Here is a 23,363-nt window from a genome sequence, read left to right on the forward strand (position 1 = left end):
CGATCTGCGGCGGTATCAGCGCCACCAGCTTCGGCTGGATCTTGTCCAGCTTGTCCAGATTCGCGCTGAGATTCTCAATGTTCTCGCTCACCGCATCGATGCCGTCCAGCGCGTTGAAGATCGATCGCAGCGTCCAGCAGGCCGGGATGTCGAAACAGTGCTTCTCCCAGTAGAAGTAGCTGCGGATCGGCCGGAAGAAGTCGTCGAAGTTGGCGATGTCGTCACGCAGCGCCTCGGTGATCTTCACGGTTTCTTTGGTGAGCTTGGTGGTTTCGTGCGTGGTGTCGCTGAGCTCCTGCGTGGTCTGCATCTGCTCATGCAGCGTGGCCATCGTCTTGTGGAGTTCGTCGGCCTGCTTCAGCAGGTTCTTCGCCTGCTCTTCTTGGTAGTGCTGGGTCTGGATCCGGCCCGCGGCTTGCGCGCCCATCTGGAAACCGAGGGTGCTGTGGTCGAGCGGCGTGCCCAGCGGCCTGGTGATGGTCTGTACCCGGCCGATACCGGGGATGTGGAAGACCGCTTTGGCAACCTTGTCCAGGACGATGAAGTCAGCCGAGTTACGCAGGTCGTGATCCGTCTCGATCATCAACAGCTCGGGATTCAACCGGGCCTGATTGAAATGCCGGTCGGCCGCCGCGTAGCCGACGTTGGCCGGGGTGTCCTGCGGCAGGAAGTGGCGAGTGTCGTAGTCCGTTTCGTAGCCGGGCAGGGCGAGCAGACCGATCAGTGCGATCGCGATCGTGACCGCGAGAACCGGTGCGGGCCAGCGGACGATCGCGGTGCCGATCCGGCGCCAGCCCCGGGTCTGCAACTTTCGCTTCGGGTCCATCAGCTTGAAGAACGACGCCACGGTCAGCACCGCCGGGCCCAGAGTCAACGCCGCGAAGACCGCGACCAGCATGCCAACGGCACAGGGGATGCCGAGTGACTCGAAATACGGCAAGCGGCAGAAGCTCAAGCAGTACATCGCGCCGGCGATGGTCAACCCCGACCCCAGCACGACATGCGCGGTGCTGTGGAACATGGTGTAGAACGCTTCTTCGCGGGTCTCGCCCAGACCGCGGGCCTCGTGATAGCGGCCGACCACAAAGATCGCATAGTCCGTTCCGGCGGCGATCGCCAACAGCACCAGCATGTTGTTGGCGAAGGTCGAAAGCCCCATGATGCCGTAATTACCCAGGGTCGCGACGACACCGCGGGCCGCGGCCAATTCGATGAAGACCATGGTCAACATGATCAGAACGGTGCTCACCGAGCGGTAGACGAACAGCAACATCACCAGGATCACCAGGATCGTGACGAGGGTGACCTTCGCGACGCCTTTCTCACCCGCGTGGGACTGGTCGGCGATCAGCGGACCCGCGCCTGTGACGTAGGCCTTGATTCCCGGCGGCGCGGGCACCGAGTTCACGATCTTGCGGACGGCCTCGGCGGACTCGGTGGCCAGGCCGCCGCCCATGTTGCCGGCGAGGTAAACCTGGACGTACGCGGCCTTTTGATCGTGGCTCTGGGAGCCCGCGGCGGTCAGCGGATCACTCCAGAAATCCTGGATGTGCTGAACGTGCTTCTTGTCTTGCTCGAGTCGCCTGACGATCTCGTCGTAATAGCGGTGCGCCTCCGCGCCCAGCGGCTTGTCACCCTCCAGCAGGACCATCGCCGAGCTGTCGGAATTGAACTCTTTGAACGTCGATCCGACGCGCATCATTGACTGGAACGACACCGCGTCCCTGGGACTCTGCGACACCGAGTGGTTTTTGGAGACGACCTCCAGCTGCGGCGAGATGGTGTTGGTGACGAAGACAATGCCCAACCACACCAGCACGATCGGCACCGCCAGCCGATGGATCCATTTCGGCAGGAACGGCGGGATCAGCGGCTGGTCGACGCGCGGCGCAGCCTCGGTGGTTTCGCTCATGCGGACTTGTCCAGGCAGTAGACGAAGGCATTCACATTTTCGTGGGCGGGCGACTGATTCGGAGACTTGATGACGTCACCCTGGCCGTTGTGCTGGTTCACGACGAACCGGCAGGCGATCCAACTGCCGTCTCCTTGCGCCACCAGGTTCGCCGGGATGCCGGGCTTCGTTGAACTCAATACTTTGCTCCAGGGCAAGGGCACGTTGAGGGCCTGCTGCGGATGGGAGTTCTCGTCGAGGTAGTTGATGGTTGCCGTGCTGCCCGGTGAGCCCCAGACCTCGAGGGTGATCGTCTTGGCGTTGAATTCGTCGAGGACTTCGCCCGACGTGCCGCCACCGAACGAACCGCTGTGAACGCCGAAGACCCCGTGCAGTCGGTGGACGACGAATCCTGATACCACGACGACAGCCACGATCGTGAGAATGAGCCAAAAGCGGCTGAACAGGCCTGACAGACCTTTGCGTTGGGCCGGTTGGCGTGCGGGCTGCTCGCCTGCGGCGCCCGCGGATTGGGTTGCCAATGGCTCGGTCCTCGGCTCGGTGGTCGTCATGGGCGCTTCAATTCCTTAACCAGGGGCGACGGCTGCTCAACTAATTAGCCTGTGTGTAACCTTAGCTACTCTAATCTGAATTGGGGAGTGGAACGAAACCGGACCGGGCCGGTGTTGACGACCGTAGCGCGGGTCCGGACAGGCGGCTCGGCGGGGCGAGGAGGAACGGTGACGATGAACGGGTGCAGACTCAACATAGGTAGTATCCAGCCCATGAAGCTTGTGGGTGTTGCGGTCGCCGCCATGGCCGCAGCTATCAGCCTGTCGGCACCGGCATTCGCCGACCCGGACACCGATTTCGACAACCAGCTCGGCCGATTCGGCATCTACGGACCGCACGACTACAACCCCTACTTGGGCAAAATCGTCTGCCACCGGCTCGGTGTCGGTGTCGATCCCGACGCCGCGGCAGCCGCACACTTCCTATCCATCAACCTGCCCCGGGGCACCACGCAGGTGCAGGCCTACCAGTTCCTCGGTAGCGCCATCGCCCAGTACTGCCCCGACCTCCAGGGCAAGCTCCAGAACATCCCTGCGCGTTAGGTTCTGACGAATCCTCGCGGCAGTGTCAGCGGCAGATCCGCGTATGTCGCGATACCCGGCGCCGCGGCAACGACAGCCGGAATCGCATTGATCGCAGGCACCGCCACCATGATGTGGCCGAGGTCCATGAATTCTTCGAGCGTGCTGGCCTCGAAATACGGCGGCGGCAGGAAACCGACCTTGGTGGTCACCGTGGGCTGCCCGTCGACCTGAATCACCCAGCCGTCGCCGTCGATCTTCCAGTCCGGGTCGAGCGTCTGACCTTTGCGCCACCGTACGTTGAGGTCGATGACGGTCTTGCCGTCGAGGATTCCCTGCCAGCTGATGTAGACACCAGCCACGCATCCGGCGGGGATGGTCCACGACGCCATTTCGAGATCCGCTGTGGTCTGGGCGAATTCGGCCTCGCATCGGATGTCGTCGAGTTCGATACCGAGAGCGTCGCCGACCAGCGCGACGGCCTCGCTGAAGATCGCGGTGCCGTTGGCTGCCATCGCCTGCAGGTCCGGGTGGTCGATGGGCTGGCCGAAACCGACCGGCTTCTCGGTGTCCGGTGAGTCGTAGAACGTGGTGTCGGCGGCCTCGTTGACGGTGACTTTGTCGACCCGGTTGCACACCATCGCCGACACGATGGCCAGCAGCTCGGCGAAGCCCGGGCTGACGCCGGAGCCGAACATCGTCGAGCCGCCCTTCTCGCAGGCCTCGACGATCCGGTCGCGGCCGTCGCCTAGATTTTTCCCGGTGACGAAGGACGCCGTGGTCACCACGTTGACGCCCGCCGACAGGATGCGGACCAACTCGTCGACGTTGATCCACATCGGGTTGTAGACAACGCAATCCGGCTTCATCGCGAGTATGGCGTCGATGTCGTTGGTGGCGGCGACCCCCAACGGCGCGATGCCGACCAGATCGCCGGCGTCCCGTCCCGCCTTCTCCGGTGACCACGCGAAGCACCCCACTAATTCGAGCAGGGGATTGGCCGCGATCGATTTGAGGGAGCTCTTGCCGACGTTTCCGGTGTTCCACTGAACAACGCGATATGTGTTGGGCACGCGCTCAGCATAGGGAAATATGGCAAGTTCGGAAACGGGATTCGCTAAACCGGGAACGGGATTCTCGGGGTTGAACGGGGTGTCGCCGGTGAGCGGGTCAGCTCACTCCTCGATAGCTACGCCGCGACGCGAACGCCGCCGATGTGACGTTTTCCCGGTTGGCCGCCGGTTGCGCAGTCCACCCGCTGATTCACCGGCGACGGTGTCCTCGGCGTCTTGGGCTGCGGGCGCTTCGTCGGCTGTCGACTCGGGTTCCACCGCCGTCGACTCGACCTCGGGGCTTTCGTCAGCTGCATCGTCGTCGTCAGCGTCAGCGTCAGCGTCAGCGTCAGCGTCGGCGTCGCCGTCTGCCTCTTCGGACTCCGTGGAGTCCTCGTCGGCTTCGTCAGCGGCGTCTGTTTCCGAGCCGTCTTCGGCCTCGCCGTCCGTCTTACCGCGGCGTTGCCGTGGCTTCTTCTCCTTCTTGGGCTTCAGCGGCTTTGGCGGAGGAGGCGGCTGCTCGGCGACCGACGACAGGTAGAAAGCGAAGATGCCGAGCACCGCGATCGCGGCCGCGGCGCCGTAGATGCCGAACAGCCACGGGCCGACGCTGTCCAGGTTGAGCCAGATTTCACTGATTGCTGTGCCGACGATCAAAACGCCGGCCAGCACATGGGCCACGACCGCTCCGGTCTGCAGCGTCAACGCGAGGGCGGGCGTGCCGAACTCCGGCTTGCGCAGCCGCAGCAAGGTGAACACCACGGGTAGAGCGGCCAGTGCGATCACCACGCCGGCGGTGATCCGCGCCGCGGTGCCCAGACCGTGGGAGGTGTCGCCCATCAGCTCGGGCCACAGAGGTAACACGAAGAAGAAATAGAGGACGCCGGCAGCGACCGACAACATCGCGTGCCAGAACTTGGCGGACCTGCGTCCCATGCCCCTCCTCGAGGTGGTAATCCGAAAGCGACCAGACCCTATCAACCGGGCCTGGTCACATCCCGGACTAAGTGCGGAGGATGCGGGATTTGAACCCGCGAGGGCGTTAACCCAACCCGCGTTCCAGGCGAGCGCCATAGGCCACTAGGCGAATCCTCCGTCGGCCATGGTAGCCGAGCACTGCTCGGCGACGATGCAGGCCGGAACGGCCTGAAGAGGAGCCGGGCCATCCAACGGAGCTCAGGGTCTTCGGGCAATCGGATCCCGCCCGGGTACTAGACTCTCCGTGGACCCCGTGCGGCGTCTATCCCGTGAACTCCCCCAGGGCCGGAAGGCAGCAAGGGTCAATGGGCTCTGGCGGGTGCGCGGGGTCCCCTAATTCAGAGTGAAAGGCGGATGGTGTCGTACGGCTCGTTCAGCTCTCTAGGCCGTACCGACCTCGAGGCATTGCATGCCGGTCATCAACAGGACTACGCCGCCCTGCAATCCAAGAAGCTGGCCCTCGACCTGACCCGCGGAAAGCCGTGCAGCGAGCAACTCGATCTGTCCAGCGCGCTGCTGAGCCTGCCCGGGTCTGACTACCGCGACGGCGAAGGCACCGACACCCGCAACTACGGCGGCCAGCACGGACTGCCCGAACTGCGGGCCATCTTCGGCGAGCTGCTCGGCATCCCGGTACAGAACCTGATCGCCGGCAACAACGCCAGCCTCGAGCTGATGCACGACGTCGTCGTGTTTTCGATGCTCTACGGCGGCGTGGATTCGCCACGGGCATGGAAAGACGAACCGAAGGTCAAGTTCCTGTGCCCGGTGCCCGGCTACGACCGGCACTTCGCCATCACCGAAACACTCGGCATCGAGATGATCCCGGTCCCGATGCGCGAGGACGGTCCGGACGTCGACCTGATCGAGGAGCTGGTCGCCGTCGACCCGGCCATCAAGGGTCTGTGGGCGGTCCCGGTTTTCGCCAACCCCACCGGCCTGAGTTACTCGTGGGAGACCGTCCGGCGGCTGGTCCAAATGCGCACGGCCGCCAGCGATTTCCGGCTGTTCTGGGATAACGCCTATGCGGTGCACACGCTGACGCTGGACTTCCCCCGTCCGATCGATGTGCTGGGCCTGGCCGCCGCCGCGGGCAACCCCAACCGCCCGTATGTCTTCGCGTCGACGTCGAAGATCACCTTTGCCGGCGCCGGCGTCAGCTTCTTCGGGGGATCGCTGGGCAACATCGCGTGGTACCTGCAGTACGCCGGCAAGAAGTCGATCGGGCCGGACAAGATCAACCAGCTGAGGCATCTGCGCTTCTTCGGCGACGCCGATGGGGTCCGCCTGCAGATGATGCGTCACCAGCAACTGCTGGCGCCCAAGTTCGCGTTGGCGCTGGAGATCTTGGACAAACGTCTCAGTGAATCCAAGATCGCCTCCTGGAACGAGCCCGAAGGCGGCTACTTCATCAGCCTTGACGTGCTGCCCGGCACGGCGCGGCGCACCGTCGCATTGGCCAAGGACGCCGGTATCGCCGTCACCGAGGCGGGCGCGTCGTTCCCCTACCGAAAAGACCCGGACGACAAGAACATTCGGATCGCACCGACGTTCCCGCCTGAGTCGGATCTGCGTGACGCGATCGACGGCCTGGCCACGTGCGCTCTGCTGTCCGCGACCGAGTCGCTGCTCAACCACAGCTAGACCCCTTCGGGGTTCGCATCGTCGGATGGGCTGGGTAGCCTTGCTGACCGTGGCCCTCTACCGCAAGTACCGACCGGCGACCTTCGCCGAGGTGGTGGGCCAGGAACACGTCACCGAGCCGCTGTCCACCGCCTTGACGGCAGGCCGAATCAACCACGCATACCTGTTCTCCGGTCCGCGTGGATGCGGCAAGACGTCGTCGGCGCGCATCCTGGCCCGCTCGTTGAACTGCGAACAGGGGCCGACCGCCACGCCCTGCGGGGTGTGCGACTCCTGTGTTGGCCTGGCACCCAACGGCCCCGGCAGCATCGACGTCGTCGAACTCGACGCGGCCAGCCACGGTGGTGTGGACGACACCCGCGAGCTGAGAGACCGGGCGTTCTACGCGCCGGCCCAGTCGCGCTATCGGGTCTTCATCGTCGATGAGGCGCACATGGTCACGACGGCGGGATTCAACGCGCTGCTCAAGATCGTCGAGGAGCCGCCCGACCATCTGATCTTCATCTTCGCCACCACCGAGCCGGAGAAGGTGCTGCCGACCATCCGCTCGCGCACCCATCACTATCCGTTCCGGCTGCTGCCGCCGCGGACCATGCGAGGGCTGATCGAACGGATCTGCGCCCAAGAGGATGTGGTCGTCGACGACGTCGTGTACCCGCTGGTGATCCGGGCCGGTGGCGGTTCTCCTCGCGACACGTTGTCGGTGCTCGACCAGTTGCTGGCCGGTGCCGAAGGAAACCGGGTGACCTACCAACGCGCACTGGGCTTGCTGGGTGCCACCGATGTGGCGTTGATCGACGAGGCCGTCGACGCGCTGGGCGCCGGTGATGCGGCTGCGTTGTTCGGGGCGGTGGAATCGGTGATCGACGCCGGCCACGACCCGCGTCGATTTGCCACCGATCTGTTGGAGCGGTTCCGCGATCTGCTTGTGCTGCAAGCAATTCCCGACGCTACGTCCCGGGGTGTGGTTGATGCCCCCGAAGATGTGCTGGAGCGCATGCGTGAGCAAGCGACCCGGATCGGCCGTGCGACGCTGACCCGTTATGCCGAAGTGGTCCACGCCGGCCTGACGGAGATGCGCGGCGCGACGGCGCCGCGTCTGCTACTCGAGGTGATCTGCGCGCGGCTGTTGTTGCCGTCGGCCAGCGATACCGAATCGGCTCTGCTGCAACGTGTTGAGCGGATCGAGACCAGGCTGGACATGTCCATCCCGCAGGAGGACAAGCCCGAGCCTGCCGTGCCTGCGCGGCGTTCGGCGCCGCAACCGCCGCCAGTGGCCGCGCCGGAGCACACGTCGGCGCCCGATCCCAGTCCGCCTGAGCCCGGTCTGCCTGAACCCAGTGCGCCGGAGTCCGCGCCGCCCGAGCCAACACCGCCGGAATCCGTTTCAGCGCAGGAGGATCCGGCGGCTGTGGGTTCGACCGAGCCGAGCGCGGCCGCGGTCCGCACCCTGTGGCCGACCGTTCGCGACAAGGTCCGTCAGCGCAGTCGTACCACCGAGGTGATGTTGGCTGGCGCTACCGTGCGGGCGGTCGAAGGCAACACCTTGGTACTGAGCCACGAATCGGCGCCTCTGGCCAAACGGCTGAGCGAACAACGCAATGCCGACGTCATCGCCGAGGCACTCAAAGATGCGTTGGGAGTGGACTGGCGCGTGCGCTGCGAGTCGGGCGCCGCCGGTCTGATGCCCGAAGCGCCGGTCGCGCCGCCGAGTCCGGTCGAGCGCCCCGCTCGCAGGATGGTTCCGCCGCCGCCTCCGGCCGCAGCGCCCACCGACTTGGCTACCGATGAGCGGGCCGAAGAGGAGAGCATGCTCGCCGAGGCCGGCCAGGACGACGCGTCGACACCACGCCGCGACCCTGAAGAAGCGGCGCTGGAGCTGCTGCAGAACGAATTGGGCGCGCGCCGCATCGATAACGGCTAGTCAGCCCGCGTAGACCAGCCGACCCGGCGCGTGGTCGCGCCTGCCTGTGAGGTAGACCACAGGTAATACTTCGGCTATAAATGTAGTCAAAAAGTATGTAAAGTTCGGATTATGACCATGACCAGTATGTGGGCGCCGGGAGCCTCGCGTGCGATGTCAGACATAAACGCACTGCACAAACGCGATGTTGTGGACACCTGCGACCTTCCCCATCCGCCCTTTCGAGTCCCGTTTCTGGGTGACGTGCTGGGTCTGAATCCCCGCACCCCCTTCCAATCCTCGCTGCCGCAGACCCGAAAGTTGGGCCCGATTTCAGCACGCAAGATGCTCGGCACCGAGATGGTCGCGGTCAGCGGGCTCGACCTGGTCGCGGAGGTGCACGACGAACGCCGCTTCGGCAAACACGTCGGCCATCACCTGACGCCGCTGCGAGAGGTCATCGGCGACGCGCTGATCACGGTCGACACCGACAACCCGAAATGGAGGCTGGCGCACGACATTCTCAAGCCGGCGTTCAGCCGCGAGGCAATGCAGGGCTACCACTCGATCATGCTGGAGGCGATCGGCGAGTTGCTGGACCGGTGGGACGGCGCGGCCGACAGTGGTCGTCGGGTTGACGTCACCGCCGACACGACGCGGTTGGCCCTGGAATCTATCGGGCGTGCCGGATTCGGTTATCGGTTCGGTTCCTTCGATCGCCGACGGCCACACCCGTTCATATCGGCGATGAATCGGACGTTGAAGTACGCCAGCTGGTCGACGTTCCCGTTGCTGACCCGGTTGCTTCGCCCGGCCATCCGGCGTTCTGGCGCGGTGATGGGACGCATCGTCGACGAAGTGATCCAGGCCCGCCGCGACGGCGCCGGTTCCGAGACCGGCGACCTGCTGGATTTGATGCTCAATTCCGCACACCCCGTCACCGGACGCAGCCTGGACCCGGTCAACATTCGCCAGCAGGTCATCACCTTTATCATGGCCGGACACGAGACCACTTCAGGCGCATTGTCTTTCGCGCTGCACTACCTCACCCAGAACCCCGATATCCTGGCCCGGGCCAAGGCGGAGGTGGACGCGTTGTGGGGCACGTCGGACAACCCCGAACCGGCTTACTGCGACGTCGCCAAGCTGCGCTATGTCCGGGCGGTGCTCGATGAGGCGTTACGGCTGTGGCCCACCGCGCCCGGGTATCTGCGGGTGGCGCGCAAGAACACCGTGCTCGGCGGGAAATACCGGATCAAGAAGGGGCAGTGGGTGTTGGTGGTGTTGCCGCTCGTGCAACGCGACCCTCTGGCGTGGCCAGACCCAGACCGGTTCGATCCGGACCGATTTGCGCCGGGCCAGATGAAGAGTCGAGCGCACGCCTACAAGCCGTTCGGGACGGGTCAACGGGCCTGCATCGGCCGGCAGTTCGCCCTGCATGAGGCCGTGCTGACGCTCGCGCTCGTTCTCCATCGTTACGATCTAACCGCTGAGGACGACTACCGTTTGAAGATTGACGAGTCAATCACGTTGAAGCCCAGCGGCTTTCGGCTGAGACTCAACAAGCGTGCGGCGGCGTCGCGACGTGCGGCCGTCAACACCGAACTGATCCGCCTCAGCGCCTAGGTTAACGGGGCACCTATACGCTGGTCTGCGACATCAGCCCGCGCAGAGGAGTTTCGTCGAATGGGACACGTCAGTGCAGCGAGCACGATTCTGATCAACGCTGAGCCCGCAGCCGTGCTGTCCGCTGTTGGGGACTACAGCGGAGTCCGCCCCAAAATTCTGTCTTCGCACTACCACGACTACCAGGTGCTGGAAGGCGGGCAGGGGCAGGGCACGGTCGCGAGCTGGAAGCTGCAGGCCACCAAATCCCGGGTTCGCGACGTCCGCGCCAGCGTCGACGTCGCCGGCCACGCCGTGATCGAAAAAGACGCCAACTCGACCATGGTGACCAACTGGACCGTGGCGCCCGCTGGACCGGGCTCGAGCGTTACCGTCACCACGACGTGGAAGGGCGCCGGTGGCGTGAAGGGCTTCTTCGAGAAGACGTTCGCACCGCTGGGCCTGAAGAAGATTCAGGCCGAGGTCCTGGCCAACCTGAAGCGGGAAGTCGAAAGCTAACCCGGTCGGCTAGTGGGCCGCGGTTTGGCCGCCTAGGAAGGCTGCGACGCCCCTGACCACGGCGTCGGCGTACTTCTGCCGACCTTCAGGGCTTTCCATCAATCCCGAGTCGACCGGGTTCTTCATGTTGCCGCACTCGACCAGGACGGACGGATACTGCGCCAAGTTCAGCCCCGCCAGGTCCGAACGCCCGTACAGGCCGTCCTGGCCGATATAGCTGGCCGGCGGGATGCCCGACCCCTCCATCTGGTCGCGCATGGCGCGGGCGAACTGCACCGCGGGTCCGGCCTGCGCCTGGTTGAGCGGTGGCGCCGAATAGTTGACGTGGAAACCTCGCCCGCCCGAGGGGCCGCCATCGGCGTGGATGCTGACGACCGCGTTCGGGTGCAGGGCGTTGGCCATCGCTGCCCGCTGGTCGACACACGGCCCGACGGTGGAGTCGTCGCCGCGCGACATCGCCGTGCGCGCCCCGAGCGCGTTGAGCTCGGCGCGGATCCGCAGCGTGGTGTCCCAGGTGAAGGTGTGTTCCGGGTAGCCGTCGTTGGTCGTCGTCCCGCTGGCCTGGCAGTCCTTGGTGCCACCGCGACCGGTGGGCACCTGGCGGCTGATGGAGGCGTCGTTGGCGCCGTTGTGACCGGGATCGAGGAACACGATCATGCCGGCGATGCTGCCCGGCGCCGCGATGGCGTTCGGTGGGATCGGTGCGACGGCGACGGCAGCGACGAGGCCGACGGCTCCCAACACGGCGGGAGCCCCGACACGCAGGCGATGAGGTATGCGCACCGCGCCACGTTAGCCTGGCGCCGTCTACGCTTGGAACTCTGAACCGCCCGCACGACGCAGGCGAAACCAAGTCGAGACCAAGACGCAAGGGGACTGTCATGCAACCCGGAGGCCAGCCCGACATGTCGGCGTTGCTCGCCCAGGCACAGCAGATGCAGCAAGAACTGATGGCTGCCCAGCAGCGACTCATCAACTCCGAGGTCCACGGAAAGGCCGGCGGCGGACTGGTCGAGGTCACCGTGAAGGGCAGCGGCGAGGTCGTCTCCATCGAGATCGACCCCAAGGTCGTCGACCCCGACGACATCGACACGCTGCAGGACTTGATCGTCGGCGCACTCGGTGACGCCTCGAAGCAGGTCGCAGCCCTGGCCCAGCAGCAGCTCGGTCCGCTGGCCGGTGGCATGGGCTCGCTGGGTATGCCGCAGGGCTGATGTTCGAAGGACCGGTCCAGGATCTGATCGACGAACTCGGCAAGCTGCCGGGGATCGGGCCTAAAAGCGCGCAGCGCATCGCTTTTCACCTGCTATCCGTCGAGCCGCCGGACATCGACCGACTCACCGCAGTGTTGGCCAAGGTCCGCAACGGTGTGCGGTTCTGTTCGGTGTGCGGCAACGTTTCCGACGACGAGCGCTGTCGTATCTGCGGGGATCCGCGTCGGGACGGCACGCAGGTCTGCGTCGTCGAGGAGCCGAAGGATGTGCAGGCCGTCGAGCGGACCCGTGAATTCCGCGGGCGTTACCACGTTTTGGGCGGCGCACTGGACCCGCTGTCCGGTGTCGGCCCTGAGCAACTGCGGATTCGCGAGTTACTGAACCGGATCGGTGAGCAGGTCGACGGCGTGGACATCACCGAGGTGATCATCGCCACTGACCCCAATACCGAAGGTGAGGCCACGGCCACCTATCTGGTGCGGATGCTGCGCGACATCCCCGGACTGACCGTGAGCCGAATCGCCTCCGGGTTGCCGATGGGCGGCGATTTGGAATTCGCCGACGAGCTGACCCTGGGCCGCGCGCTGACCGGCCGCCGCGCAATGGCGTGACTCTCGTCGCAACCTCTCACGCGCCGGCCAGTTCGCCAGCCTCCTCGCTTTCGGCCGAAGGCTCAGACCCGGGCAACGGCTTGCCGGCAACTTCCGGCATGAAGAAAAGGGTGACCGTCCCCACCAGACCCGCCACCATCAGCATGTAGGCCGGCACCATGACGTTGCCGGTGCCGGATATCAGCGCTTGAGCGATCAGCGGGGTGGTTCCGCCCACGGTCGATAGCGCGATGTTGTAGGAGATGGCCAGCGCTCCGTTGCGCACCCTGGTCGGGAACAGTGCCGGCAGCGCACCGGGCGTGGTGCTGTCGAAACACAGTTCCATCAGTCCGATGAGCAGCACACCGATGAAGACCACCGGAAAGATACCGCCGAAGCGCATTAGCAAGAATGCCGGGACCGACGCCACGACGAGCAGGCCGCAGCCCGTCCACATGATCGGTTTGACGCCGATACGGTCGGACAACATGGCGACGAACACCACCGCGGCCATCAGAACCGCCAACGTCGCCACGATCATCACTAGTCCGGCCGTGTTATCAACGTGCACAACCACTTTGAGGTATGTCGGCAAGTATCCGGTGAGCATGAAATCGGGCGCCTGGGAGGTCACCACAAGGGCCGCGCAGATCACCATCGGCTTCCATTGCTCCACCACTGTGTGTCGAAATTGCTGCCAGCCGCGGTCGACCGGCGCATCCCCGCTACTGCTCACCTGTTCGTACGCGGGCGACTCCCTGATCCGCAGCCGCAAATACAGAGCGAGCACGCCGAACGGCGCTCCCAGCAACAGCGGAATCCGCCAGCCCCATGCCAGCATGTCGCGGCTCGGCAGCCAGGCCTGTAATGCGGTCACCAGTAACCCGGCGAGCACGAACCCGACCAGGTTGCCCAGCGGCAAGAACCCGACCATCATGCCGCGTTTGCGGTCCGGGGCCCGCTCAACGAGATAGGTCATCGCACCGACAAACTCGCCTCCGGTCGACAAGCCTTGAAAGATCCGCGCCACGAGCAGCAGGATCGGCGCCCATATGCCGATGGTGCTGTAGCCGGGCACCAAGCCGCTCATGGTTGTCCCTACCGTCATCAGCAGGATCGTGATCACCAAAACCCGCTTGCGTCCGATGCGGTCACCGAGTGGACCAAGGACAAACCCGCCGAGTGGCCGGACCACGTAGGCCGCCGCCAGCGTGCTGAAGGTGGCGATGAGATGGACCGCGCTGACACTATTGCCCGGATAAAACACCTGCGCGATCGTGGTCGCGATGTAGCCGTAGACACCGAAGTCGTACCACTCCATGAAATTGCCGATGGCCGTACCCGCGGTGTCGCGGCGCATCGCCGAAGCGGCGTCCCGGGTGTCGTTGCGTGCCCGGCTTTGCTGGCGGCGTCGGATACTCATCGGCACCTCTCGTACCCAAAACTTTGCTGCCTGGAACTCCTACCGCGCCGCCAGTCGCTCGCGGCGCAACAGATCCACCTCCGGCAGCTCGAGCGGCGTCAGCTCACCCACCACCTTGCCGAGCAGCAAGTCGGCGAATTCGGGATTGCGGGCCAGGCACGGCCCGTGCATGTAGGTGGCGAACACACTGCCCTGCACCGCGCCGTCGATGCCGTCACCGGCGCGGTTGCCGGCCCCCTTCTTGACCGCGCCCAGGGGGGCCGCGGCATCGCCGAGAACCGTTCCGCCACGGTGGTTTTCGAACCCGGTCAGCGGTGCGGTCAGCCCGGGCAGCCGGGGTGAGGTGACGAGTTCGCCGATGGTGCGCGTCGGCTGGGGTGCGGTGGTCAGGTCGAGCAGTCCCACGCCTTCGACCCGTTCGCCCGCCGACGTTTCGTACCAGTGGCCGAGCACCTGGATGGCCGCGCAGATCGCCAGCACCGGCGTGCCGCGGGCCGCCGCGCGCTGCAGTCCCGGGTACTGGATCAAATGCTTGGTGGCCAGCCGCTGCGCGTAGTCCTCGGCCCCGCCCAGCGTGTAGAGGTCGAGGCTGTCGGGCACCGCGTCGGCCAGCGTGATCTCGACGATCTCCGCGGCGATGCCACGCAACCGCAGGCGTTGGCGCAGCACCGCGGCGTTGCCGCCGTCGCCGTAGGTGCCCATCACGTCGGGCAGCACCAGCCCGATTCGGACCGTCGAGTCAGCCATGGCGGGCCAATCGGCGTTGCAACTGCAAAAAAGCGGTGTAGTTGGCGACCACCTCGACGGGCCCCGGCGGGCAGGATGCGATCGCGGCGACCGTGTCGTGCATCAGGGTGTGTTGTACGTCGGCGTAGCCCAGCCGCACGGCGAGGTCGGTGCCGCGTTCACCGGCGGCCACCACCGGGGTCCCTTGAAAGTGCAGCTCGAACTCCTCGAAGCGGACATCCCACAGCCAAGACAGGTCTTCTCCGTCGGGCACCTGCCCGTTGACGGCGATCACTACCCCGGCGGCATCCTTGTTCACCATCGACAGTGCTTCCTGCCAGCCGGCGGGATTCTTGGCCAACAGCATTCGCACGGTGTGCGAGCCGACCTGGATGGTCCGGTACCGCCCGGCGACCTCGTCCACGCCGGACACGGCGGCCACCACGGCCGTGGGATCGGCGCCCAGCGCGACGGCGGCGGCCACCGCCTGGGCGGCGTTGCCCCGGTTCACCGCACCGGGCAACGCCAGCCGCATCGGCAACGCCAATCCTTCAGGGCCGTAGAGCTTTTCATCATCGAACCACCACTGCGGGCTGGGCCGTTTGAAGTCGGCGCCGGTGGAATACCAGTGGCCCTGGTCGCGGACGATGACCTCGCCGCTGCGCGGGCAGCTGACCGAGTCGGCCGCCCAGCTGCCGCCGGCCGCCACCCACACCACGTTGGTGTGGTCGTAGGCGGCTGAGGTCATCAATACGTCGTCACAGTTGGCGACGACGACAGCGTTCGGGTGCGCGGCCAGTCCGGCCCGCAGCCGGCGTTCGATCACGTTGATCTCACCGACCCGGTCCAGCTGGTCGCGGGACAGGTTGAGCAGGATGACGACCGCGGGCTCGACGGCATCCGACACGTGCGGGACGTGCATCTCGTCCACCTCGAGAACCGCGAGCGCGGCGGCGCGATCGGCGGCCAGGGCTGCCACCAGACCCGCGTCCATATTGGCGCCCTCCGCGTTGGAGGCCACCTCACCCAGCGTGCGCAGCGCGGCCGCGGTCATCCGGCTTGTCGTCGACTTGCCGTTGGTGCCGGTGACCACGACGGTGCGCCGGTCGGTGCCCAGCTGACGCAGAATCGAACGATCCAGGGTCATCGCCACCAGGCCGCCGATCATCGCGCCGGCCCCTCGGCCGGTCACCCGTGAGGCCCATCGCGCGCCGGCTCCGGCGGCCAGGGCGAGTCGTCCTCGGGCGGTGATCACCCGGGAAGTTTAAGGGCGATCGCAAGCTCGGCGCTTTCCCGAGCGCTGCGGGTCACCCCGATGAAGTACGTCGGCGACACGGCGCGTAGCGACCCGGCTATGTCGGCTCGGCGTGAAATCCTCCATTCATGCCCGACATTCCGGCGGCCTGGGGTCGGCCCGCCACTGAGCCCGACGCGGGTTGGGCCGTCATCGACGTCGAGACGTCGGGTTTCCGGCCCGGCAGTGCCCGCGTCATCAGCCTCGCGGTGCTCGCGCTCGACGCCGGAGGCCATGTCGAACAGTCCGTGGTGAGCTTGCTCAACCCCGGTGTGGATCCCGGGCCCACCCACATTCACGGGCTGACCGCCGAGATGCTGGAGGACCAGCCACAGTTCGATGAGATCGTTGGCGAGGTCGTCGAGCTGGTGCGCGGTCGCACGCTGGTCGCGCACAACGTCGCCTTCGACTATGGCTTCCTGACCGCGGAGGCCGAGCTGGCCGGCGTGGAGCTGCCGATCGACAGCGTCATGTGCACGGTGGAATTGGCCCGCCGGCTGGAACTGGGCACCGACAACTTGCGGTTGGAGACTCTGGCGGCGCATTGGGGTGTGACGCAACGCCGGGCGCACGACGCTTTCGACGACGCGGTCGTGCTGACCAGTGTGCTGGCCGCCGCGCTGCAGCGGGCCCGCGAACGAGACGTATGGCTGCCGGTGCGCCCGGTCACCCGCCGTCGCTGGCCCAGCGGCAGGGTCACCCACGACGAGCTGAGGCCGCTCAAGGTGCTGGCCTCGCGGATGCCGTGTCCGTACCTCAACCCCGGTCCCTACGTCCGCGGCGGGCCGCTGGTGCAGGGCATGCGGGTGGCGTTGGCCGCCGAGGTCGAGCGGACCCACGAGGAGCTGGTCGAGCGGATCCTGCACGCCGGGTTGGCCTACGCCGAGGCTGTCGACCGGGAAACCTCACTGGTGATCTGCAACGAACACCGCCCGGCCCAGGGCAAGGGCCACCTGGCTCGCGAGCTCGGCGTGCCGACGGTGTCCGATGCGAAGTTCATGGACTGCGTCGGGGCGGTGGCCAACGGCACCGGCGTCGACGGCATCGTCGATGCGGCGTGCGCGGGCGAGCAGTTCGCATTGTTTTGATTGCGCAGCTCCGGCGCATCAGCCCGGCCCCGCACTCCGGCAGTCGCTTCTGATTGAGTGGACGTAATGAATGCGAAAGCGACGATCGGCCGGTGGCAGATGGGGGCTGCGGTCGCTACCGCAATCGTGACGGCGACGTGTGGGTGCTCGCACGGTGGCGGCTCCTCGGCGAAAGCCGGCGGTGTGCAGGTCCCCGAAAACTTCTGCGGCTTGTTGAGCGCATCCGACATCAGCCGGGTGATGGGCAGCGCTTTCCCGGCGGCCGAGGGCAGCCAATCCCCGAGTGAAGCGCAGTGCACGTCTATCCCGACCGCGGGTAACGACGTCAGCTTCAAGCTGTACCGGAACAACGAGTACTGCATCGACGGCAAACCGGCAGACAAGAAGTGCCTCGATTCGCAGTCCCAGGGATTCCTCGCCAACAAGCAGAGCGCCGGCCGGGTCACCAACGTCCCGGGCCTGGGTGATCAGGCGTTCTGTTTTGTGGCCCCGCCCGCGACCGTCGACGTGATCAAGGGCTGGATTTACCTGATCGTGGGCGCCGAAAGCTGCGTGCAAGCCCAGACCTTGGCCGCAATGCTGCTGGCCAAGATCTTGGCTTGACGTCAGCCGGCCAAACGCCAGTCAGACGGTGGCAGAATTCTAGGTAAATCTAAGTTTCTTGTCAGCTTTCACACATTCTGGTTGCGTCACGTGTTTACACTCAAGACGTTCCCGGCCGCCACCGCAAAGACAGCGACGGCCGGGCGCAGGCTCACCACGCATCGACAGCGCGGTGAATTTCACCGTATTTCCATTGGGGGCACTCCAGGTATACGGAGGGCACCATGGCGGAGCATTTTCTCGGCATCATCGCCGGGGTAGTCGCCCAAATGAAGGGGGCCGGCGCGTTCTCCGCGCCGAGCGTATGCGAACGGCTGCTCGCGCAGCTTGTTGAGCAGTTCGAGGCCGACGCCGCGTTTTTGCGTCACAACGATCACCGCCTCCGGGCTTCGACGCTTATCGCCGAATGGCCGCCGCGGGATTCGGTTCCCGAGCCGGATCCACTGGCGGAGATCCCTTTCGCCGACGCCGACGGGGTGGTAGCCGAGGAACTTAAAACGCCGGCGGTTATTGCTTCCGACACAGCAAAGCTCGGTCATTCGAGCCGGTTCGCGGCTTGCCAGAGCCGTGTGTGGGTGACGGCGGTCGCGCCCCTGCTCTCGGGGACCCTGACCACAGGCGTCCTCGGCTTGACCAGATGGGGTGGTGAACGGTGGACACCCGAAGAACTCGATGTACTCGCCGTGGTTGCGTCGTTGTTCGCACAGCTGCAGGACCGTCTGGCCGCGGAGAGTCACCTGCACCGGCTGGCCGAGCACGACGAATTGACCGGCCTGCATAATCGTCGAGCGCTGACCGCCGAGATTCGTCGCAGACTGCAAGCGGGACACCCCGGTCCAGTCGCGGCGCTCTACATCGATTTGGACCGGCTGAAGACCATCAACGATCAGCTCGGTCACGCCGCCGGCGATATGGTCATCTGGGCCTGCGCACAACGGCTCGCCGCCAAAGTCGGCCACGCCGCCATGATCGCCCGTGTCGGCGGCGATGAATTCGTTGTCATTCCCAAAGGGACGATGTCGGCCACAGGCGCGAAAGCCTTGGCGCACACGCTTCAGACCACGATGTGTGACCCGATCCGCGTCGGCGAAGACCTGATCACCCGCACCCTCAGCATCGGGGTGGCAGTGGGCCTGCCCGGTGTCGACGCCGGCGATGATCTACTGCACCGGGCTGACCAGGCCGCCCTGGCGGTTAAGCGCAAAGGCGGCAATGCGGTCGCCGTGTTCAATCACGGCGTATCGATGCAGGGCGCGTCTCGAAACGGGAGCGCGCACCATTCTGCTACCGGCACCGACAGCGACTCGCTGGTGCTGCAGTATCTGCCCGAAGTCGACCTGCGCACCGGCGAAATACTGGCGGTCGAAGCGCTGGTGTGCTGGCAACACCCGAGTCGGGGGCTGCTGCCGGTGAATGCGTCGAACGGGGCCCCTAAGTCGATCAGTCTCGCCGGGCGGCTTGGGCGATGGGTTATGCGTCGCGCCTGCGGAGACTTCAGCGATTGGCGATCGCGTGGCATCGATCAACACATCAAATTGCGCCTCAATGTCGCATCGGCGCTACTGGCCAGTGACGGCTTCACTGACAGCGTGGCCGCCACCCTGGACGAATTCGGCCTCGACGCAGGATCGTTGTGTCTGGAGATCGGCGAGCACGCGGTGCTGCGCCACGTCGAACACACCCACACCCTCGCGGTGCTGAAGGACCTCGGCGTCCAGATCGCCATTGATGACTTCGGTTCCGGTGACGTCGTTTTGGGGCAGCTGAAATCGCTGCCAGTCGACATGCTGGAGATCAGCGCGGGATTCGTCCGTGGCCTCGGCATCAGTGCGGTCGATCTGGCAGTGGTGCAGGCGAGCGTCGGGGTTGCCGAGGCAGTCGGTTTGCAGGTGACTGCCAAGGGCGTCGAGACCCCGATCGCGGCCATGACGTTGTTACAGCATGGGTGCAGCCGTGCTCAAGGGATGTTTCTGTCGCGCCCGCTTACCGGCGAAGCAATGGGATCACTGCTCCGCACGCGTCAAGTCCCCCTGCCCTTCCGGCTGACGTCGGAGCGGGCCGCCAGCTGATCAGTTCCGGGCGGCTCGGTTCACGGCCGACACCACGGCACGCAACGACGCGGTGGTGATCGACGGCGCGATACCGACACCCCAGACCGTCTGACCACCTACCGAAGCCTCGACGTACGCCGCGGCCTGCGCGTCCTGGCCACCGCTCATCGCGTGCTCGGAGTAGTCCAGCACGGCCACGTCGACACCGATGTGTCCCAACGCATCGACGAACGCGGCGAGGGGACCGTTGCCTGATCCGTTGATCTCGGTCTCGGCGCCGTCGACTTTGACCGTCGCAACGATGCGGGTGACGCCGTGGTCTTCTTCGGAGGCGTCGACCCGTTGCTTCATCCGTTCCAGCGGCCGGATCGGCGCGAGGTACTCGTCGTTGAACGCGTCCCACATCTCCTTCGGCGTGACCTCGCCGCCCTCACCGGCTGTGCCCTCTGCGATCTTTTGGATCGCGCGGGAAAACTCGATCTGCAGCCGTCGCGGGAGCGCCAGGCCGTGGTCGGCCTTCATGATGTAGGCCACCCCGCCTTTGCCCGACTGCGAGTTGACCCGGATCACCGCCTCGTAGGTACGGCCCACGTCGCGCGGATCGATCGGCAGATACGGCACCTGCCACAGCATGTCGTCGACATCGGAATCCGCTTCGTCCGCAGCGACTTTCATCGCATCCAGACCTTTGTTGATCGCGTCCTGGTGGCTACCGGAGAACGCCGTGTACACCAGATCGCCGCCATAGGGGTGGCGTTCGGGCACCGACAACTGGTTGCAGTACTCGACCGTGCGCCGGATCTCGTCGATGTTGGAGAAGTCGATCTGCGGGTCGACGCCGCGGGAGAACTGGTTCAGCCCCAGCGTCACCAGGCAGACGTTCCCGGTCCGCTCACCATTGCCGAACAGGCAGCCCTCGATCCGATCTGCGCCGGCCTGATAGCCCAATTCGGCTGCGGCGACAGCAGTTCCGCGGTCGTTGTGCGGATGCAGGGAAAGGATGACGGACTCACGCCGCTTCAAGTTGCGGCTCATCCATTCGATCGAATCGGCGTAGACGTTCGGCGTCGCCATCTCCACGGTGGCGGGCAGGTTGAAGATGATCGGGTTGTCCGGTGTCGGCTGGATGATGTCGCCCACCGCGTCGCATACCTGCATGGCGTATTCGAGCTCGGTACCGGTGTAGGACTCCGGCGAGTATTCGAAACGCCATTGTGTGCCAGGGTATTTGGCGGCCTCCTCGACGCACTTGCGAGCGCCGTCCGTGGCGATCGCCTGTACCGCGGCACGGTCGGCTCGAAACACCACGCGACGCTGCAGGATTGACGTCGAGTTGTAAAAGTGCACGATCGCCCGGTGGACACCCTCGCAGGCTTGGAAGGTCCGTTCGATCAGCTCGGGCCGGCACTGGGTCAGCACCTGGATCGTCACGTCCTCGGGAATCGCTCCCTCGGTGATGATCTCGCGGACGAAGTCGAAGTCGGTCTGGCTGGCCGACGGGAAGCCGACCTCGATCTCCTTGTAGCCCATGCGCACCAGCAGGTCGAACATCCGGCGCTTGCGGGCCGGGCTCATCGGTTCGATCAGCGCCTGGTTGCCGTCACGCAAGTCGACCGCGCACCACAGCGGCGCGCGGCTGATGACTTTGTCGGGCCAGGTGCGGTCGGCCAGCCGGATCGGCTCGACCTCGGCGGCGAACGATCGGTAGCGACTGAACGGCATCGACGATCCGCGCTGGGTGTTCCATGCGGGTTGGCCGTCGTTGGGTGGGCCGGCCGGTTTGACGACGGTCCTGCTGGAGGTGAATGCGTCAGGGGAGTCGCCCGACGGTTTGGAGAAGCTAGTCACGGTGATTGCTCCGGGAGTTAATAAGGGGCGCCCATGGAGGGCGTGACCGGCGCATCGCGAACACCCGCGACAGGAAGCCGGTCTGGATCAGACCCCGTCGCGGCGTCCGAGAAGGAGCACCCGCTGCACGCTGGTTACTGTACCGCGCCGACAGGGTTGCCCAAAACCCCAGCTCGTTACTTTGTGGCCGGGACGATGCGGACCGGGATGTCGGTGTTCTCGTCGGTGTAGTAGCTCGCGCAGACCCGGTGGTAGCCGTCGGCGATCTGCATCGCCACCCCGGCGTTGAGGTCGCCACGCACGACCAGGATCGGCGAGAGGCGCTTGCCCGTCTTGATCTTCTTGAGGTCCCGCTGCACGTGCGGGTTGTCTTTCGGCAACAGCGCCAGGCGGGATGCGCGCAGTAGATCCTTGGCCTTTTTGTGCACGACCGGGGCCTGTTTGAGCGCCGCTACGATTTCGCTGATCTGCGCGGCCGTGGCGAGCAGGGCGAGGTAGTCGGCCGCTGCCGGGTAGTCGTGCTCGTCTGGCTCGGTACCCCATAGCACTTCGGCCATCGCTGCCACCTCTCGTCGCGTCGTCTCAGCACCTCTGCATATCAAATGCCGGGATGCCGGGGGTCTTCTGACCGGCTCGCGCTGCGGCCGCGGTCGTTCAGGGCTTCGGCCGGCGAGGGCGGGCAGCCTTACGTCGCGGCTGTCGCGGCGCATCAGCCTTGGCCGGCGGGCCTGGCAGTTTTGCCGCCTTGGCTGCGGGCTCAGCGGTGTTTGACGTCGCCGTGGTGTCGTTGAGGGTGACTTTGAACTGCATCGTCCGGTACGGCCAGCCGGTCGCGGTATCCCACTGCGACACCACCAGTCCGACGCCGCCCTGGACATCCAGCTGTGAGCCGGGGAGGACATATCCGCCATACAGCTGCGCGACTTGATTGTTGACCAGGTCTTGGGCATCCCAGCTCGTTCCGAGCACTGGCGTCTGAACCTGCGCGTCATACAGATCAGCGGTCGGCGAGTCGATCGTTCGGTATCCCAGCGAATACCCCGACGACAGGAAACCGCCAAGGATCCACGTGCCGGTGTCCAGCCTGCGCAGCGTCAGCTCGCCCCAGGTTTCGGCGGGCGGCGTGATTGGCGTCGGCACGTTGTCCCAGGCCCATTGATTGTCGGCCCAGCCCCAGCCCGAGTACTTGGTCATGTCGCCGATGTCGTCGGGACGGACGCGTTGCAGGATTATGCCTTTGTCGCGCTGAAATCCGGTGGAAACGATGTACACCCAGCCGTCGTCGGGGTTGTAATCCCAAGACCACAGCTGTGCGTAACCGTTGTACAGCGAGGCGGGAAACGTTGCCTTCGCACCCATCTCCTGCCAGGTGACGCCATTGTCGGTGGAGGTCCAGATTCCGGTCCAGATCACGTTTCCGAAGCCGCGATTGACGATGGCATGTAGATACATGTTCTGACCGATAACCAGCAAATCCGACGGAATTACGGTGCTGATTCCACCCTGGTTCCAGGGCGGACTGTCGTGGACATAAGACCACAACTGTTGTGCGTAGCCTGGATTCGCGCCGCCGGCGCACTCGTATTGAATGCGGTTGTTTGTGTCGCCGCCGCCGAGCAGGGCAACCGGGGCGCGCCAGTCGCCCTGCCCTGCGCTCGCGCCAGAGAACGTGTCCCCGAACACCGACACCAGCTTGCCGTTGGGCGCCACGGCACTGACGCCGAGGTCGGTGCCCGTTACCCCCCATGCGTCGGTGATGCCCGGGCCGGTCATGTCGCCCAGGTAGCCCTCGACGGGGGTTGTCGTCGGCGGCACCGCCGCCGATCGTTTCGTCTTCGAC

Annotated in this window: 21 protein-coding genes, 1 tRNA gene and 1 other RNA gene; 11 read left to right on the plus strand and 12 right to left on the minus strand. The window is 65.5% G+C overall.

Going from position 1 to position 23,363, the window contains the following annotated elements:
* Together WAO18_RS19950 and WAO18_RS19955 are read right to left on the minus strand one after the other, a co-directional pair.
* Positions 1-1,912 (minus strand): RND family transporter (locus tag WAO18_RS19950; RefSeq protein WP_422207962.1); only part of this gene is annotated, 1,912 nt, incomplete at its 3' end.
* Positions 1,909-2,463 (minus strand): MmpS family transport accessory protein, encoded by a 555-nt coding sequence (locus WAO18_RS19955; protein WP_422207963.1) that lies wholly within the window; start codon positions 2,461-2,463, stop codon positions 1,909-1,911. The genes WAO18_RS19950 and WAO18_RS19955, both read right to left, overlap by 4 nt.
* Before the next feature lie 213 nt (positions 2,464-2,676).
* Here WAO18_RS19955 and WAO18_RS19960 point away from each other — a divergent pair, with 213 nt between their 5' ends.
* Positions 2,677-3,006 carry a DUF732 domain-containing protein gene (locus WAO18_RS19960; protein WP_422207964.1) on the plus strand — a complete coding sequence of 110 codons (330 nt, stop codon included), beginning with the start codon at positions 2,677-2,679 and terminating at the stop codon, positions 3,004-3,006.
* On the opposite strand, the gene WAO18_RS19965 is transcribed toward WAO18_RS19960, so the two are convergent.
* The 3 genes from WAO18_RS19965 to WAO18_RS19975 form a co-directional block, all read right to left on the minus strand.
* Positions 3,003-4,058: a dihydrodipicolinate reductase gene (locus tag WAO18_RS19965; protein WP_422207965.1), complete on the minus strand. Its 1,056-nt coding sequence runs from the start codon at positions 4,056-4,058 to the stop codon at positions 3,003-3,005. The two genes, WAO18_RS19960 and WAO18_RS19965, sit on opposite strands and share 4 nt — an antisense overlap.
* A gap of 102 nt (positions 4,059-4,160) precedes the next feature.
* Positions 4,161-4,973, minus strand: coding sequence for a hypothetical protein (locus WAO18_RS19970; protein WP_422207966.1), 813 nt, complete (start codon positions 4,971-4,973; stop codon positions 4,161-4,163).
* A 74-nt stretch (positions 4,974-5,047) separates the two neighbouring features.
* A tRNA-Ser gene (locus WAO18_RS19975) sits at positions 5,048-5,132 on the minus strand.
* Positions 5,133-5,258: 126 nt separating this feature from the next.
* Here WAO18_RS19975 and ffs point away from each other — a divergent pair.
* The 5 genes from ffs to WAO18_RS20000 all read left to right on the plus strand — a co-directional run bounded on the left by ffs (position 5,259) and on the right by WAO18_RS20000 (position 10,686).
* An RNA gene (gene ffs, locus WAO18_RS19980) (signal recognition particle sRNA small type) lies at positions 5,259-5,353 on the plus strand.
* A 16-nt stretch (positions 5,354-5,369) separates the two neighbouring features.
* On the plus strand, positions 5,370-6,659 hold the full coding sequence (locus WAO18_RS19985) for an aminotransferase class I/II-fold pyridoxal phosphate-dependent enzyme (RefSeq protein WP_422207967.1): 1,290 nt from the start codon (positions 5,370-5,372) through the stop codon (positions 6,657-6,659).
* Positions 6,660-6,708: 49 nt separating this feature from the next.
* Positions 6,709-8,583: a DNA polymerase III subunits gamma/tau gene (locus WAO18_RS19990; protein WP_422207978.1), complete on the plus strand. Its 1,875-nt coding sequence runs from the start codon at positions 6,709-6,711 to the stop codon at positions 8,581-8,583.
* 153 nt (positions 8,584-8,736) lie between these two features.
* The gene (locus WAO18_RS19995; protein ID WP_422207979.1) at positions 8,737-10,188 is read left to right on the plus strand and encodes a cytochrome P450; all 1,452 of its coding nucleotides are present in this window, start codon (positions 8,737-8,739) and stop codon (positions 10,186-10,188) included.
* Positions 10,189-10,248: 60 nt separating this feature from the next.
* Positions 10,249-10,686 (plus strand): SRPBCC family protein, encoded by a 438-nt coding sequence (locus WAO18_RS20000; protein ID WP_422207968.1) that lies wholly within the window; start codon positions 10,249-10,251, stop codon positions 10,684-10,686.
* Between the two features lie 9 nt (positions 10,687-10,695).
* On the opposite strand, the gene WAO18_RS20005 is transcribed toward WAO18_RS20000, so the two are convergent.
* Complete coding sequence (locus tag WAO18_RS20005; protein ID WP_422207969.1) at positions 10,696-11,469, minus strand: Rv3717 family N-acetylmuramoyl-L-alanine amidase; 774 nt, start codon at positions 11,467-11,469, stop codon at positions 10,696-10,698.
* Positions 11,470-11,567: 98 nt separating this feature from the next.
* Here WAO18_RS20005 and WAO18_RS20010 point away from each other — a divergent pair, with 98 nt between their 5' ends.
* Both WAO18_RS20010 and recR read left to right on the plus strand, forming a co-directional pair.
* On the plus strand, positions 11,568-11,900 hold the full coding sequence (locus WAO18_RS20010) for a YbaB/EbfC family nucleoid-associated protein (RefSeq protein ID WP_422207970.1): 333 nt from the start codon (positions 11,568-11,570) through the stop codon (positions 11,898-11,900).
* Positions 11,900-12,511 carry a recombination mediator RecR gene (recR, locus tag WAO18_RS20015; protein WP_422207971.1) on the plus strand — a complete coding sequence of 204 codons (612 nt, stop codon included), beginning with the start codon at positions 11,900-11,902 and terminating at the stop codon, positions 12,509-12,511. Before WAO18_RS20010 ends, recR begins: the two co-directional genes overlap by 1 nt.
* Positions 12,512-12,527: 16 nt before the next feature.
* On the opposite strand, the gene WAO18_RS20020 is transcribed toward recR, so the two are convergent.
* The 3 genes from WAO18_RS20020 to WAO18_RS20030 all read right to left on the minus strand — a co-directional run bounded on the left by WAO18_RS20020 (position 12,528) and on the right by WAO18_RS20030 (position 15,894).
* Entirely contained in the window at positions 12,528-13,850 is a 1,323-nt protein-coding gene (locus WAO18_RS20020) for an MFS transporter (RefSeq protein WP_422207980.1), read from the minus strand.
* Positions 13,851-13,952: 102 nt separating this feature from the next.
* Positions 13,953-14,660 carry a type 1 glutamine amidotransferase gene (locus WAO18_RS20025; protein WP_422207972.1) on the minus strand — a complete coding sequence of 236 codons (708 nt, stop codon included), beginning with the start codon at positions 14,658-14,660 and terminating at the stop codon, positions 13,953-13,955.
* Entirely contained in the window at positions 14,653-15,894 is a 1,242-nt protein-coding gene (locus WAO18_RS20030) for a MurT ligase domain-containing protein (protein WP_422207973.1), read from the minus strand. The genes WAO18_RS20025 and WAO18_RS20030 overlap by 8 nt, the downstream gene beginning before the upstream one ends.
* A gap of 137 nt (positions 15,895-16,031) precedes the next feature.
* On the opposite strand from WAO18_RS20030, the gene WAO18_RS20035 reads away from it, so the two are divergent.
* From WAO18_RS20035 to WAO18_RS20045, 3 genes are all read left to right on the plus strand, one after another.
* Entirely contained in the window at positions 16,032-17,021 is a 990-nt protein-coding gene (locus WAO18_RS20035) for a DEDDh family exonuclease (protein ID WP_422207981.1), read from the plus strand.
* 66 nt (positions 17,022-17,087) lie between these two features.
* Positions 17,088-17,624: a hypothetical protein gene (locus tag WAO18_RS20040; RefSeq protein WP_422207974.1), complete on the plus strand. Its 537-nt coding sequence runs from the start codon at positions 17,088-17,090 to the stop codon at positions 17,622-17,624.
* Between the two features lie 224 nt (positions 17,625-17,848).
* Positions 17,849-19,693 (plus strand): putative bifunctional diguanylate cyclase/phosphodiesterase, encoded by a 1,845-nt coding sequence (locus tag WAO18_RS20045; protein WP_422207975.1) that lies wholly within the window; start codon positions 17,849-17,851, stop codon positions 19,691-19,693.
* On the opposite strand, the gene leuA is transcribed toward WAO18_RS20045, so the two are convergent.
* The 3 genes from leuA to WAO18_RS20060 form a co-directional block, all read right to left on the minus strand.
* Positions 19,694-21,523 carry a 2-isopropylmalate synthase gene (leuA, locus tag WAO18_RS20050; RefSeq protein ID WP_422207976.1) on the minus strand — a complete coding sequence of 610 codons (1,830 nt, stop codon included), beginning with the start codon at positions 21,521-21,523 and terminating at the stop codon, positions 19,694-19,696.
* A gap of 176 nt (positions 21,524-21,699) precedes the next feature.
* The gene (locus WAO18_RS20055) at positions 21,700-22,080 is read right to left on the minus strand and encodes a hypothetical protein (protein ID WP_422207977.1); all 381 of its coding nucleotides are present in this window, start codon (positions 22,078-22,080) and stop codon (positions 21,700-21,702) included.
* Between the two features lie 97 nt (positions 22,081-22,177).
* Entirely contained in the window at positions 22,178-23,296 is a 1,119-nt protein-coding gene (locus WAO18_RS20060) for a DUF4185 domain-containing protein (RefSeq protein ID WP_422207982.1), read from the minus strand.
* Between the last annotated feature and the right edge of the window lie 67 nt (positions 23,297-23,363).

The sequence above is a fragment of the Mycobacterium sp. genome, from assembly GCF_049278535.1.
GTDB lineage: Bacteria > Actinomycetota > Actinomycetes > Mycobacteriales > Mycobacteriaceae > Mycobacterium.

Coding starts and splice junctions, on each gene's coding strand:
- WAO18_RS19955 (WP_422207963.1), bottom strand. CDS start 2,463: ATGACGACCACCGAGCCGAGGACCGAGCCATTGGCAACCCAATCCGCG.
- WAO18_RS19960 (WP_422207964.1), top strand. CDS start 2,677: ATGAAGCTTGTGGGTGTTGCGGTCGCCGCCATGGCCGCAGCTATCAGC.
- WAO18_RS19970 (WP_422207966.1), bottom strand. CDS start 4,973: ATGGGACGCAGGTCCGCCAAGTTCTGGCACGCGATGTTGTCGGTCGCT.
- WAO18_RS19985 (WP_422207967.1), top strand. CDS start 5,370: ATGGTGTCGTACGGCTCGTTCAGCTCTCTAGGCCGTACCGACCTCGAG.
- WAO18_RS19995 (WP_422207979.1), top strand. CDS start 8,737: ATGTCAGACATAAACGCACTGCACAAACGCGATGTTGTGGACACCTGC.
- WAO18_RS20000 (WP_422207968.1), top strand. CDS start 10,249: ATGGGACACGTCAGTGCAGCGAGCACGATTCTGATCAACGCTGAGCCC.
- WAO18_RS20010 (WP_422207970.1), top strand. CDS start 11,568: ATGCAACCCGGAGGCCAGCCCGACATGTCGGCGTTGCTCGCCCAGGCA.
- recR (WP_422207971.1), top strand. CDS start 11,900: ATGTTCGAAGGACCGGTCCAGGATCTGATCGACGAACTCGGCAAGCTG.
- WAO18_RS20020 (WP_422207980.1), bottom strand. CDS start 13,850: ATGCGCCGCGACACCGCGGGTACGGCCATCGGCAATTTCATGGAGTGG.
- WAO18_RS20025 (WP_422207972.1), bottom strand. CDS start 14,660: ATGGCTGACTCGACGGTCCGAATCGGGCTGGTGCTGCCCGACGTGATG.
- WAO18_RS20040 (WP_422207974.1), top strand. CDS start 17,088: ATGAATGCGAAAGCGACGATCGGCCGGTGGCAGATGGGGGCTGCGGTC.
- WAO18_RS20045 (WP_422207975.1), top strand. CDS start 17,849: ATGGCGGAGCATTTTCTCGGCATCATCGCCGGGGTAGTCGCCCAAATG.
- WAO18_RS20055 (WP_422207977.1), bottom strand. CDS start 22,080: ATGGCCGAAGTGCTATGGGGTACCGAGCCAGACGAGCACGACTACCCG.
- WAO18_RS20060 (WP_422207982.1), bottom strand. CDS start 23,296: ATGACCGGCCCGGGCATCACCGACGCATGGGGGGTAACGGGCACCGAC.